Origin of the sequence: Streptomyces sudanensis (assembly GCF_023614315.1) — a bacterium.
GTDB lineage: Bacteria > Actinomycetota > Actinomycetes > Streptomycetales > Streptomycetaceae > Streptomyces > Streptomyces sudanensis.
In genome coordinates this window covers 306,352-319,720 of sequence record NZ_CP095474.1, presented here as the reverse complement: position 1 = coordinate 319,720, position 13,369 = coordinate 306,352, and the positions used below count along the sequence as shown (strand labels likewise).

Annotated in this window: 9 protein-coding genes and 1 pseudogene; 8 read left to right on the top strand and 2 right to left on the bottom strand. The window is 76.5% G+C overall.

Going from position 1 to position 13,369, the window contains the following annotated elements; all coding sequences use genetic code 11:
* Nucleotides 1-367: 367 nt before the first annotated feature.
* From MW084_RS01445 to MW084_RS01430, 4 genes are all read left to right on the top strand, one after another.
* Complete coding sequence (locus MW084_RS01445) at nucleotides 368-1,747, top strand: transglycosylase family protein (RefSeq protein ID WP_029553765.1); 1,380 nt, start codon at nucleotides 368-370, stop codon at nucleotides 1,745-1,747.
* Between the two features lie 82 nt (nucleotides 1,748-1,829).
* Nucleotides 1,830-2,591 (top strand): (2Fe-2S)-binding protein, encoded by a 762-nt coding sequence (locus MW084_RS01440; RefSeq protein ID WP_010474091.1) that lies wholly within the window; start codon nucleotides 1,830-1,832, stop codon nucleotides 2,589-2,591.
* A 51-nt stretch (nucleotides 2,592-2,642) separates the two neighbouring features.
* Nucleotides 2,643-4,109 carry an SDR family NAD(P)-dependent oxidoreductase gene (locus tag MW084_RS01435; RefSeq protein ID WP_010474093.1) on the top strand — a complete coding sequence of 489 codons (1,467 nt, stop codon included), beginning with the start codon at nucleotides 2,643-2,645 and terminating at the stop codon, nucleotides 4,107-4,109.
* 266 nt (nucleotides 4,110-4,375) lie between these two features.
* Nucleotides 4,376-4,558 (top strand): hypothetical protein, encoded by a 183-nt coding sequence (locus MW084_RS01430; RefSeq protein WP_010474095.1) that lies wholly within the window; start codon nucleotides 4,376-4,378, stop codon nucleotides 4,556-4,558.
* Nucleotides 4,559-4,801: 243 nt separating this feature from the next.
* Here MW084_RS01430 and MW084_RS01425 read toward each other — a convergent pair whose 3' ends face one another.
* Nucleotides 4,802-6,250 (bottom strand): lipase maturation factor family protein, encoded by a 1,449-nt coding sequence (locus MW084_RS01425; RefSeq protein ID WP_010474097.1) that lies wholly within the window; start codon nucleotides 6,248-6,250, stop codon nucleotides 4,802-4,804.
* A 500-nt stretch (nucleotides 6,251-6,750) separates the two neighbouring features.
* Between MW084_RS01425 and MW084_RS24410 the strand changes: the two are divergent.
* The 3 genes and pseudogenes from MW084_RS24410 to MW084_RS01415 all read left to right on the top strand — a co-directional run.
* Nucleotides 6,751-7,472 (top strand): annotated as a pseudogene (locus MW084_RS24410) (DUF6777 domain-containing protein); the annotation flags it as partial.
* A gap of 331 nt (nucleotides 7,473-7,803) precedes the next feature.
* Complete coding sequence (locus MW084_RS01420; RefSeq protein WP_275563432.1) at nucleotides 7,804-8,040, top strand: hypothetical protein; 237 nt, start codon at nucleotides 7,804-7,806, stop codon at nucleotides 8,038-8,040.
* A 94-nt stretch (nucleotides 8,041-8,134) separates the two neighbouring features.
* Nucleotides 8,135-10,231, top strand: a complete 2,097-nt coding sequence (locus MW084_RS01415) for a SpoIIE family protein phosphatase (RefSeq protein ID WP_050986858.1) — start codon at nucleotides 8,135-8,137, stop codon at nucleotides 10,229-10,231.
* Between the two features lie 213 nt (nucleotides 10,232-10,444).
* On the opposite strand, the gene MW084_RS01410 is transcribed toward MW084_RS01415, so the two are convergent.
* The gene (locus MW084_RS01410; protein ID WP_275563431.1) at nucleotides 10,445-11,560 is read right to left on the bottom strand and encodes a carboxylate-amine ligase; all 1,116 of its coding nucleotides are present in this window, start codon (nucleotides 11,558-11,560) and stop codon (nucleotides 10,445-10,447) included.
* 402 nt (nucleotides 11,561-11,962) lie between these two features.
* On the opposite strand from MW084_RS01410, the gene MW084_RS01405 reads away from it, so the two are divergent.
* Nucleotides 11,963-13,122, top strand: a 1,160-nt coding sequence (locus MW084_RS01405; RefSeq protein WP_420833723.1) for a CapA family protein, incomplete at its 5' end; no start/stop codon positions are given.
* Between the last annotated feature and the right edge of the window lie 247 nt (nucleotides 13,123-13,369).

Below are 13,369 nucleotides of genomic sequence, written 5' to 3'. Positions count from 1 at the left end.
TAGTAATACTGCGTCTGTCNCGAACTGTANGCCGACCCGGCCCCGGGCCCCGTCGGCCGCGCCTGACACCCCGGTCCGGTGCCCGCGCGCCGGACCGGGAGGGACGTACCGCGCCGGACCGGGAGGCGCCCCCTCCGGACCCGGGAGGGGCGCCCGCGCCGGACGCGCCGCGTGGCGCCCGTACGCGGAAGCACGGATTCCACCCGGCCCCGCGCGGATTCCACCCGGCCCCGCGTCGCCCCGGTACCACTGTTTCCGGCCAATCGCGGGGCGTTGCCGCGCCCTCGTGTCCCCGTCCCCCCTTGCCACACCTCGCCACCCGCCTCTAGCTTGGCGGCTGCTGACCTGTGCTCAGGGGGGAACCACCATGGCCGTACGGGGACGACACCGCCGGCAGCAGCCGAGCCGTCTCAACCGCGCGTCGTTGACCGTCACGATCGGCAGCGCCCTGCCGCTGATCGGCGCGGGGACGGCCAACGCGGCGTCCGCCGACGTCTGGGAGAAGGTCGCGGCCTGCGAGTCCACCGGCCGCTGGCAGACCAACACGGGCAACGGCCACTACGGCGGCCTCCAGTTCACCCAGTCCACCTGGGAGGCGTACGGCGGCACGCGCTACGCGCCCCGCGCCGACCTGGCCACCAGGGACCAGCAGATCGCCGTCGCCGAGAAGGTGCTGGAGGGGCAGGGCCCGAACGCCTGGCCCACCTGCTCCGGGAAGGCCGGGCTCGACCGCGGCGGCGAGGCGCCCGCCGTCCGGGCGGAGACCCGCGCCGACCGCACCGAGCGGCCCGCCACGCCGACCACCATCCCGAACCAGCGCCGCGAGAGCTACACCGTCGCCCAGGGCGACACGTTGTCTCGGATCGCCTCCGAGGAGAGCGTGCCCGGCGGCTGGAAGCGGCTGTACGCGCAGAACCGCACGGTCATCGGGGAGGACCCGGACCTCATCTTCCCCGGGCAGAGCCTGACGCTCCGCGGTGCGGGACCCGCGCAGTCCGGGCCGCGCACCGGGCAGGGCGCCGCCGCCCGGGACGGGGCCGCCGCGGCGCCCGCCTCCGGCGACCGGGCCCGCTCGGACTCCGCGACCCGGACGAGGCCCCAGTCCGCGCCCCGCTCCACGAGCCCGCAGGCCAAGCCGAGAACCGCCACGCAGCCCGCCGCCAAGCCGAGGCCCGCGACCCCGCAGGCCAAGCCGAGGCCCGCGACGCGCCCCACCGCCGAACCGACGAGGACGCAGCCCGCCGCCAAGCCGAAGCCGCGGTCCGAGTCCAAGCCGCAGCCCGCCACCAAGCCCAGGCCCCGGACGCAGCCCGTCGCCAGGTCCGCCCCCGAGACCCGCACCGGCGGCCTCAGCGCACCCGTCGCCTCCGCGCCCGGCACCGCGTACGGCAAGGCCGGCTCCTCCTGGTCCTCCGGCTACCACACGGGCGTCGACTTCCCCGTGCCCACCGGCACCTCGGTGAGGGCCGTCGCCTCCGGCAGGGTCGTCTCCGCGGGCTGGGCCGGGGCGTACGGCTACCAGATCGTCATCCGGCACGACGACGGCAAGTACAGCCAGTACGCCCACCTGTCCGCCCTGTCCGTCCGCGCCGGGCAGAGCGTCAGCAGCGGCCAGCGCATCGCCCGGTCCGGTTCGACCGGCAACAGCAGCGGTCCGCACCTGCACTTCGAGGTGCGCACCGGACCCGGCTACGGCTCCGACATCGACCCCCTCGCCTACCTCAGGAGGGGCGGCGTCGGCCTCTGACCACCGGCCTCCGCCCGTGCGGCCGGGCACCGCTACGGTGGTGCCCGGCCGCACGCGCGGGTCGGGGGNGGGGCGGAGAAGGATGGGGACGGAGACGCGGCGGGGGCTCACGGCCGCCGAGCTGGGGGCCGTGGGCGGTGTCGGCGGCTTCTTCGTGCTCCCCGGTGCACCGCCGGGCCCCGGCCCGTACGCCCCGCTCGCCCTGGCGTACGCCCCGGGCCCGGACTCGCCCCTCGCGGTGCGGGTCGCCCGGGTCGCGGAGGCCCTGCGCACGCCGGAGTACCGGGTCGCCGCGTCCCTGGTGCAGCTCGGGCTCGCCGCGCGCCTGTGGTCGGTGACGCTCGGCTCGGCCGCGCTGCACGGCGTCTTCCCGGACGTGTCGCCCGGGACGCTGCACTGGGACCCGGCGCGCTCCGCGCCCGACGAGCTGTGGTGGCCGGGCACCGCCGCCCGCCCCGGCACCGTCCGGGAGCTGCGGGACGCCGTCCAGTACGGCCACCTCGTCCCGCTCGGCGAGGCCCTGCGGGCCGCCGGCCCCGTGTCGCCGCGGCTGCTGTGGGGCAACGCGGGCTCGGCGCTCGGCGGCGCCGTGCGCGAAATCACCCGCTGGTCGCGCCGCCACGGCCGCCCCGACGCGGCCGGGCGGGCCGCGGAGCTCGCCGCCGGGCTGCTCGACCACCCGGACCTGGTCGGAACGCTCCGGGGGCCCGCGATGCGGCGCCGCACCTGCTGCCTGTACTACCGCTGCCCGGGCGGCGGGCTGTGCGGCGACTGCGTCTTCGACACCCCGCCGGGGGGCGCCGCCGCCGGCCCGGGTTTGGCGGGCGGCGGGTCGGCTCCGTAAAGTGCCCGTTTCGGAACGAGGCAAACGAGTGATCGAGGAACGGCAGCGGCCATGACGGTGACAGAAGACGACCAGGCGTACGGTCCGGGCATCGACCCCGAGCGTCTGGCCGTCTGCCTCGGAGTGCTCGAGGAACTCGACCGGCTGGAGGTCGACCACCCGGACGCGATCGCCGTCCGGCGCGCGACGGCCGGCATCTACCGGACGGTCAAGCAGCGCCGCCGCCAGGAGCGCCGGGCCGCGAAGACGGCGCACGACCGGGCGGTCACCGAGGCCACGGCCACCGGTTCCGCCGAGCGGATCGACGACGAGACGCAGGGCCTGCTGCCCAGCTCCTCCGCCGCCGGCGAGATCGCGGGCGTCCTGCAGCGCCCCCGGTCCTGCTACGTCTGCAAGGACCGGTACGTCCGGGTCGACGCGTTCTACCACCAGCTGTGCCCGTCGTGCGCGGCGGAGAACCGGGCCCGCCGCGACGCCCGCACCGACCTGACGGGCCGCCGCGCGCTGCTCACCGGCGGCCGGGCGAAGATCGGCATGTACATCGCGCTGCGGCTGCTGCGCGACGGCGCGCACACCACGGTGACCACGCGCTTCCCCAACGACGCGATCCGCCGCTTCAAGGCGCAGCCCGACAGCGGTGACTGGATCCACCGGCTGAAGATCGTCGGGATCGACCTGCGCGACCCGGCGCAGGTCGTCGCCCTGGCCGACTCCGTCGCGGCGGCGGGCCCGCTGGACATCCTGATCAACAACGCCGCGCAGACCGTGCGCCGCTCCCGCCGGGCGTACAGCGAGCTGGTCGCCGCCGAGTCGGCCCCGCTGCCCGCCGGGGAGCTGCCCGCCGCCGAGGTCATCGGCACGTTCGGCAGCGGTGCCGTCGAGAGCGTGGCCGCCCTGCCCTCCCCGCGCGGCGGCGACGGCCTGACCGCGCAGGACGTCACCGGCCTCGCGCTGGTGAGCGGCTCGGCGACCCCGGCGAGGATCGCCGCCGGCACGGCCATCGACGCGGGCGGCCTGGTGCCCGACCTGGCGCCGGTGAACAGCTGGATCCAGACCGTCGAGCAGGTCGACCCGGTGGAGCTGCTGGAGGTCCAGCTCTGCAACTCGACGGCGCCGTTCATCCTGATCAGCCGACTGCGCCCGGCGATGGCCGCCTCCGCGGCCCGGCGCAAGTACGTGGTGAACGTCTCCGCGATGGAGGGCGTCTTCGGCCGCGGCTACAAGGGCGCGGGGCACCCCCACACCAACATGGCGAAGGCCGCGCTCAACATGCTGACGCGCACCAGCGCCCAGGAGATGTTGGAGACCGACGGCATCCTCATGACGGCCGTCGACACCGGCTGGATCACCGACGAGCGGCCCCACCCGGACAAGATGCGGCTCGCGGAGGCCGGCTTCCACGCCCCGCTCGACCTGGTCGACGGCGCGGCGCGGGTGTACGACCCGATCGTGCGCGGCGAGGCCGGCGAGGACCTGTACGGCTGCTTCCTGAAGGACTACGCGCCCGGCAAGTGGTGAGGAGCGGACCGCGTCCCCGTGGGACGACACGGAGTGCCGCAAAAGGGGCACTCCGCGCCATTGTGTCCGGTTCTCGACGGTGTGACGCGTTCCATCGAGCGGCAACGCGCTCATGTGGTTAACCTGAGGTGAACGACCGGCCGACCGGGATTCACGAACTCCCTGGTGCCGGTCGGGGGCCGGCCTGCCACCGAAAGGCCGTGGTCCCGTCCGGAGACCGGCGCCACCGCGACCGAACGGCAGTGCACGTCCCCCAGGTTCGCGACATGAAGGAGCGCGCGGTGACATCAGAGACGACCACGCAGGACCAGCCGGCGGAGTTCCCGGCGAGACCCACCCGCCCGGAGGAACTCGGCAGCCTGGAGGTGTGGGCCCGCTCGGCCCCCATCCGCCTCGCCGGGTACGAGGACGACCTCGCCGAGCCGCACATCCTGCCCGGCATCGACTGAGCCGCCCGGCAGGGCCGCACATCGTGCCCCGCCCCGCGCCCCGCCGCACAACGGCGGGGCGCGGGGCGTCCGTTCGCCCGGCACCGCCACGGCGGGACGGGGCCGCCCCTTCGGGAGGGACCGCCGGGCCGCCCCGGCCCACCGGGCCGGANNNGNAGAAGGGANAGCCNCCGGNNNGCTCCCCGGCTCGCCCCCGCCGGAACGCGCCGCGGAGCACCCCGGCCGCCGGCTTCGGGCGGGACCTCAGCCGACGCCCCGCCGGTCCCGGCGGTCCGTGCCCGCCAGCCGCGTCGGCGGCAGGAACTCGCGCACCGGGGTGCGGTGCCACCACGCGCCCGTAGCCCGCAACTCCCGCCAGGTCGTGAACCGGTACCGGTACAGCCGGGCCCTGACCAGCGCTGGGGGCGCGTCCGGGAACGGGTTGCGGCGCAGCAGCCGCAGGGTGTCCCGGTCCCCTTCCAGGAGCCGCTCCACGAACCGCCCGAACCACCCCGTCGCGTACGCCGGGGACAGCGCCGCGAACCACATCAGCCAGTCGAGCCGCAGGTGGTACGGGGCGAACTGGCGCGGCATCCGCCGCACGTCACCGGGCTTGCCCTTGAACTCGTACTCCCGCCACACCGTTCCGGGGCGGGCCACCGGCTCGTCGGTGCCCTCGACGACGATCTCGTGGCGGACCCGGCCGACCGTGCCGAAGGCGCCGTACGTGTTGACCAGGTGCAGCGGGTCGAAGGAGCGGTTCATCGCCTGGTGCCGGGAGAGGAGGTTGCGCACCGGGCGCACGCTCAGGACCAGGACCAGGACGGTCACGGCGGTGCCGAGGACGGTGAACCACGGCGGCGGCCCGGGCAGGTCCGGCGGAGCGGCGACGAGGGTCCCGTCGACGGCGGACAGGGCGAGGACGACGGTGATCCAGTTCAGCCAGGCGAAGTTGCCGGACAGCACCAGCCACAGCTGGGTCAGCACGATCGCCCCGGCCGCGCCGGTCGCCACCGGCTGCGGGGTGAACAGCAGGAAGGGGACGACCAGTTGCGTCACGTGGTTGGCGGCCGTCTCCACGCGGTGCAGGGGGCGCGGCAGGCGGTGGAAGAACCAGCTCAGCGGACCCGGCATCGGCTGGGTCTCGTGGTGGTAGTACAGGCAGGTCAGGTCGCGCCAGCACCGGTCGCCGCGCAGTTTGATCAGTCCCGCGCCGAACTCGACGCGGAACAGCAGCCAGCACAGCAGCCACATCAGCGGCACCGGCGGCGCGGTCTCGTCGTTGCCGAGGAACACCGCGAGGAACCCGGCCTCCAGCAGCAGCGACTCCCACCCGAAGCCGTACCAGGTCTGGCCGACGTTCACGATCGACAGGTACAGCCCCCACAGCGCCGCCCACATCGGCATCGACACGGCCAGCGGCACGGCGTCCCCCGCACCGGCGGCCAGCGCCAGGGCGCCGACCGCGCCCGCCCACGCGCAGCACGCGAAGAACCGGTCGGAGTAGTGCAGGCGGAACAGGCTCGGCGCCCGGCGCGCGGGCACCCGCCGGAGGTAATCCGGCACGGGGGTGAGGCCCCGCTCGCCGATCAGCGGCCGGAACTGGAGCGCGGCGTTCAGGAACGCGACGAAGTAGAGACCGGCGAGGCCGCGTTGGAAGACCAGGCGGCCCAGCCAGTGGTCGGACGAGGCGAACCAGGCGAAGGACTCCATCCCCTCCAGTATCGGCCGCCCACGGGCCGGCGCGCCGCCCGGCCGGGACGCGGCCCGGCCGNNCNCGCGCCCCGNACTACAATCTNACGATGCCNGGTAGNGCGGCGGGCGGGGCCGCGGTGCGGGCGTGCTGGCGGGCCCGGTCCGTCGTTCCGCCCGCCCGCGAAGGCGTCCGGCGGATGTGCGCGGGGGAGGGGCGCGGCGGCGCGGACCGGACGGGCCCGGGTCGCCCGTACGGCTCCCGGGAGACGGATCTCCGGTTGCGGCCCGCCCTCCGGTCCGGCAGACATGGAGGGAATCGGCCGGTCGGATCGGCGGAAAGGCGGGAGATTCGCGTGCGTCCACCCACACGCCACCCCTCGGCGTGCCCCCGCCGCCCAGCCGCCGTCTCCCTGGCGGTCCTCGCCGGACTGATCGCCGCGGGCTGTGGCGGTGGCGGCGAGGATCGTCCCGCCCCTCGTCCCAAATATATTATACGGCCACGCCNCCAGCCGGCCGCNGAACCCGGACCCCACCCCTTCAGCGCCTCCACCGCCCTCACCGCCGACCACTCCGCCGCGCGCCGCCCACCGGCCCCGGACACGTCGGGCGGCCCGTCCGCGGCCGCCGGGCGGGCGCCGCGGACGGTCGACGGCGCCACCCCCGGCCTGTACGGCGGCACCCACTCGCTCCCCAGCTGCGACGTGGACCAGCAGGCACGCCTCCTCGCCGCGGACGGGGCCAGGGCCCGCGCCTTCGCCCAGGCCGCCGGGGTCACCCCCGGCGGACTCGGCGCCTGGCTGCGCGACCTCACCCCCGTGATGCTGCGCGCCGACACCCGCGTCACCGGACACGGCTACCGCGACGGCGAGGCCGTCCCCCAGGAGGCGGTCCTCCAGGCGGGCACCGCGGTCCTCGTCGACGGGTACGGCGCGCCCCGCGTCCGCTGCGCCGCCGGCAGCCCCCTGCGCGCCCCCGCCGACGCGCGGCCGCCCACCGGGTACCGGGGCGAACCCTGGCCCGGGTTCCGCCCCGAACGGGTCGTGCAGGTCAGTCCCACGCAGCAGGTCCTGGACAGCCTCCTCCTGGTGAACGTCCTCAACGGCACCTGGCTGGAACGCGAGATCGGCACCCGGGGCGAAGCGGACCGCGAACCGGCCGTCCCCCCGGCGTACGCCCCGGACGACCGGCACGTCGCGGACGCGCCCGTGCCGGACGGCGCCCGGACGGCGGCGGGCGCGCGNCCGGCCTCCCCCGCCGTCCCCCGTGAGCCGTCCGCCCGCCGGATCCCGGGGCCGCCGGACGCGCGCTCGCAGCCGGCCGGCAGCCCGCCCGCGCCCCCTGTGCCTCCCGTTCCCGCCCCCGATGCCGGCCTCGTGGGGCCGGACACCGCCGAGCCAGGCCCTCCGCCCCGGAGCGGGTCCGCGCCCGAAGAGCCGGTCCCCGGGGAGCCCGCCCCCGGGGAGCCGGCACTCGAAGAGCCGGCACTCGAAGGGCCGGCACTCGAAGGGCCGGCACTCGAAGGGCCGGTGCCCGGCGGCCCCGGTCCCGACGGGCCGCCGACCGACGAACCCGTGCCCGAGGGGCCCGCGTTCGAGGAGCACGCGCCCCAGGGCCCCGTACCCGACGGGGGTACGGCCGGCGGGGGCACGACCGGCGGCCCCGTACCGGACGGGGCCGCGCCGGACGGGGCCGCGCGGTACGAGACCGGCCCCGGCGGACCGCCGGACGCACCGGCCGGAGAGACCGGGGAGGCCGGGGAGGGCGTCTTGTACGGGCCGGTCCCCGATCTGGAGACCGCCGGGGAGTGAGGCCGCCGGGAAGAGCGGGCGGCGGGCCGTTCCACCCCTCCCCGGCGGCCCGGCATCGGTCGATAAACCGGGCGAATGGTGGCAGAGTGGCCCCATGGCTGATCCGGCAGCGGATGCTCCGTCGCCTCCCGGGGAGTGGCCCGTCCATCCGGATCTGAGGCTGATCCTCAACCGCATGGGCAGCTTCGACTGGGACCTCGACACCGGGCTGATGCACATGGACGAGGTCGCCCTCGCCGTGTTCGAGATGGACCCCGCCGAGTACGACGGACGGCCCGAGACCCTGGAGCGGAGGTTCCCGCCCGGCGAGGCCGAGCGCCTCGACGCCATGGTGGCGCAGGCGCTCAAGGACGGCAGCACGCACTACGGCACGTACTTCCGCGTCCGCACCCGCGACGGCGGGCGCCGCTGGACCCACACCCAGGGCTTCATCCGCCGCGACGAGCACGGGCGTCCCCGCCGGGTCATCGGCATCGTCCGCGACGCCACCCCCGAACTGGCCCAGTCCGCCGACCGGCGGGAGATCGACGCCGAGCGCCGCCGGCAGACCGGTCTGGTGGAGGCCACCACCGCCGCCCTCGCCCACGCCCGCACCGTCCGGGACGTCATCGACGTGCTGAAGGACCCGCAGGGCCTTGCGTACCTCGGCGCGGCCGGCCTCGTCGTCGGCCTCCTGGAGGCCGGCCGCATCCACCTCGTCGCCGACGGCTCCGGGGAGCCCCCGGCCCCCGGCACCCGCCACACGCGGGTGGGTGAGGACCACCCCATGAGCGAGGTGGTGCGGACCCTCGCCCCCCGCTTCGTCGAGTCCCCCGAGGAGTTCGCCGGGGCCTATCCCGCCCTGTGGCAGCGCATCGCCCCCCTGGGAATCACCGCCGCCGCGTACCTCCCGCTGATCGCGCACGCCCGGCCCATCGGAGCCGTGGGGCTGCTCTACAGCCACAAGGGGGGCTTCGCCCCCGAGGAGCGCAACGTCCTCGTGGCCCTCGGCAGCAGCATCGCCCAGAGCCTCCAGCGCGCCGTCCTGTTCGAACAGGAGCACGACCTCGCTGAGGGCCTCCAGCAGGCCATGCTCCCGCGCCGCATCCCCGAGGTCCCCGGCGCGCAGGTCGCCGTCCGGTACCGGGCCGCCCGGCACGGCCGGGACATCGGCGGCGACTGGTACGACCTGATCCCGCTGCCCGGCGGCCGTGTCGGCGCCGTCATCGGGGACGTCCAGGGCCACGACACCCACGCGGCGGCCGTCATGGGTCAGCTGCGCATCGTCCTGCGCGCGTACGCGGCCGAGGGCCACACCCCCGCCACCGTCATGGCCCGCGCGTCGGTCTTCCTCCGCGACCTGGACACGGACCGCTTCGCCACCTGCACCTACATGGAGGTCGATCCGGCGACCGGCGTCGTCCAGGCCGTCCGGGCCGGCCACGTCGATCCGCTGCTGCGCGACACGGACGGCGGTTGCCGCAGGCTGCCCGTACCGGGTGCGCTGCCCCTGGGACTGTCCGCCGAGTTCGACGCCCTCGACTATCCGGTCGGCGTCCTCGAACTGGCGGCCGGACAGACCCTGGTGCTGTTCACCGACGGTCTGGTCGAGCGGCCCGGCGCCGACCTCGACGAGGGCATGCGGTGGCTCACCGGGTTCGTCCGCGACGGGCCCGCCGACCTCCGGCTCCTCGCCGACCGGCTGTGCGAGGCGGTCGGCGGGCGGGGCGGCGACGACGACGTGGCGATCCTGCTGCTGCGCCTGCAGGGGGATCGCCCTCCGCGGGCGGGCGGCAGGTTCCGGCAGCACGTCGCCCAGGACGACCCCGAGGCGCTGCACTCCGCCCGCCGGATGATCCGTGCGGCCCTGCGCGCCTGGGGCGGACGGGAGCGCTCCGACGACGTGGAGCTGGCCGCCGGCGAACTGATCGTCAACGCGCTGCTGCACACCGACGGCGCGGCCGTCGTCACCCTGCGGATGCTCACCGCGCGCGGGCCCAGGGTCCGCGTCGAGGTGGAGGACCGCTCCAGTGCCCTGCCGCGCCGCCGCGAGGCGGGGGCGGACGACGTGTCGGGGCGCGGACTGCTGCTCGTGGACCGGCTGGCCGACGCCTGGGGCGTCGAGTCGCGCGGCACCGGGAAGTGCGTGTGGTGCGAGTTCGCCCTCCCCGCCCCCTCCGCCCGGCCCGGGGAGGCCCGCGAGACCCGGTGAGGCTCCGGGGCGCCCGCCGGGGGTGGCGAAGCGGGCGGCCGGGTGGGACGCCCCCGGCGCGACGAGGGCCGCCCCGCCACCGCCCTGCGGGGCCCTGACCCTGAGAACCCCCGTCCCTGAAGGCCCCGGCCCTGAGGGACGCCGTCCTCACGGAACCCGGCCCTGAAGGACCCCGTCCCCTACGGAGACAACCCCCCTACGGAGACCCGTCCCCTACGGGGTCGTCCGCGGCGCGCCCGGAGCCGCGCGGCGGCGCTGCCGGTCGGCTCCCGTGCCGTGGGCCAGCACCCGCTCCGCCAGTTCCCGCACCTCCGCCTCGTCGCCGCTCGCCTCCAGCGCCGGGCGCACCCGGTCGAGCAGGGCCCGCACGGCCTCGGCCGCCGGGACGCGGTCGCCGGTCACCGGGTGCAGTGCGGGGCCCCGGACCCCGTACCGGGCCGCCGTCCACAGGGCGGCGCCCGCCGCGTGGTCGGGCAGCCGCGGCGCGGGGCGGCCCCGTACGACGGCGTCGAGCGCGCTGGTCACCAGGGCCCGGGTGAGACCGGCCTGGAGCACCGCCTCGTCCACGCTGGGCGTGACGTCCGCGACCCGCACCTCGATGGTCGGCAGGTGGTGCGAGGGGCGCGCGAACCAGTACGCGTTGGCGGCGCGGGACGGCAGGACGCCGGTGCGGCGCAGGGCGGCGACCGTCCGGTCGTACTGCGCGGCGGACGCGAAGCGCGGCGGGATCTGGTGGGTCGGCCACCGGGACAGGACGAGCGTGCGCCAGCTCGCGTGGCCGGTGTCCGCACCCTGGTGGTACGGGGAGTTGGCGGACAGCGCGAGCAGGACCGGCAGCCAGGGCCGCAGGTGGTTGAGGACGCCCACGGCGGACTCCCGGTCGGGCACGCCGACGTGGACGTGGCAGCCGCAGGTCTCCGTCTCGTCGGTGAGCCGCCCGTACAGCCGGGCCATCTGCCGGTAGTGCCGGGTCGGGGTGACGGCGCGGACCGGCGCGGCCATCGGCGCCGTACCGCTGGCGAGCGGGCGCAGCCCGGCGTCGCGGGCCGCCCGGGCCAGCCGGGCGCGGGCCGCGGCGAGTTCGGCACGCAGCCCCGCCAGGTCGGTGCACACGCCGGTCGCCGTCTCCACCATCGTCGACAGCAGTTCGCGCTGGAGCCCCCGCTCCGCCGCGCCGTCCGGCCGGCGGTGCCTCCGGTCGGCGTCCAGGACGTCGCCGCCACCGCCCACCGGGCTGCCGTCCACCGCGTCGAGCAGGAGGAACTCCTCCTCGACGCCCAGCGTCACCTCGTGTGCCGCGGGCACCGCGACCATCAGGACCACCACCACTCCCGCCCCAGCCGTACGGACACGTGCTCGGCGCGGCGCCGGCGGGCGACCGGCGGCCCCCCCACAGGATGACCGGCGCGGTCGGCCCCGGCAACGGCGCGTTCCGGCCCCGTCCGCCTCGCCGGTTCGGTGGCGGAAGGCGCCTGGCACGTCCCGGGTGCGGGCGGGACCGGGGCACCCGTCCCCGCGTCGGCCGCCGGGCGCACCCCGGACCGGTGGCTCCGGACCCCGGGCGGCGTCCGGGCGGCCGGCGCGGGGACGTGCGGCCGATCCAGCTAATTCGTCGTACTTAAGCCGCTCCGGTCCCGGTCGAACGGCGTTCCGGGTGGTGGATTCGGAGAACCCCCACCGTCCGTCCCGAACCAGGGAGCCCCCCATGCCCCACCGGACANACCNGACGCNCTCCCCGCCGGACGGCCCTGGCGGCCGCCGTCCTGCTCGGCGCCGCCGCCTGCACCGCCGCCCCGCCACGCGTCCCCGCACCCCACGGCGTCCCGTCCGCCGGGGGCCGCGCCGCCCCCGCGGCCAGGCCCTTCACGCTCGTCGCCAGCGGCGACGTCCTCCCGCACGCCTCGGTCATCCGCGCGGCCCGGGCCGACGCGAACGGCGCCGGACACGACTTCCGCCCCATGTTCGCCGGGGTGGCCCCCGTCATCTCCGCCGCCGACCTCGCGTTCTGCCACATGGAGACGGTGTACGGGGAGGACGGCGGCCCCTTCACCGGCTACCCGTCCTTCCGGTCCCCGCCCCAGGTCGCCGACGCCCTGCGCGCCACCGGCTACGACTCCTGCTCCACCGCCTCCAACCACACCCTCGACGCCGGTTTCGAGGGCATCCGCCGCACCCTCGACCACCTCGACCGGGTCGGCATCGAGCACGCCGGCTCCGCCCGCACCGCCGAGGAGGCGACCGCCCCCACCCTCCTGGAGGCCGGCGGCGCCCGGGTCGCCCACCTCGCCTACACCTACGGCACGAACGGCATCCCGGTGCCCGCCGACCGGCCCTGGTCGGTCAACCTCATCGACGAGAGCCGCATCCTCAGCGACGCCCGGGCCGCCCGCGAGGCCGGCGCGGACGTCGTCGTGGTCAGCCTCCACTGGGGCACCGAGTGGCAGACCGAGCCCGACCGGCAGCAGCTCTCCCTCGGCCGCTCGCTCACCGCGTCCACCACCGCGGGCCGCCCCGACGTCGACCTCATCCTCGGCACCCACGCCCACGTCCCCCAGGCGTACGAGAAGGTCAACGGCACCTGGATCGTCTACGGCATGGGCGACCAGATCGCCGGGGCCATGGTCAACCACTCCGGCGCCCACGACCCGCGCGGCAACGAGGGGACCATCGCCCGCTTCACCTTCGCCCCGCCCCGCACCCCCGGCGGCCGCTGGGAGGCCGTCCGGGCGGAGTTCGTCCCGCAGTGGTTCGACACCGCCGCCAACCGCGTCGTCGACCTGAACGCCGCCGTCGCCTCCGGCGACACGGCGCTCGCCCCCGTGCGGGACCGCGTCACCGCCGTCGTCCTCAGCCGCGGCGCGGGCGCCCAGGGACTCGTCCGGGCCCCCTGACGGACCGCCCGGCCACTCCTCCCAACGGGTGTTTTCACCCCGCGCACCCGGTGTCGTGCCCCGATCCGGGGGTCGCCCGTGCGGAGCATTAATCATGAAAAAGGATCAGATGCCTTCCAGTCGGCGGGTGGTGCTGCGCATCGCCGCCGCGCTCGGGGCCACCGCCGCAGTCGGCCTCTTCGGGCAGGACCGGGCAGGCGTCCCCGGTACCGCCGCGCCCCCGCCNNGANNNCGNGGNGCCGGNNCG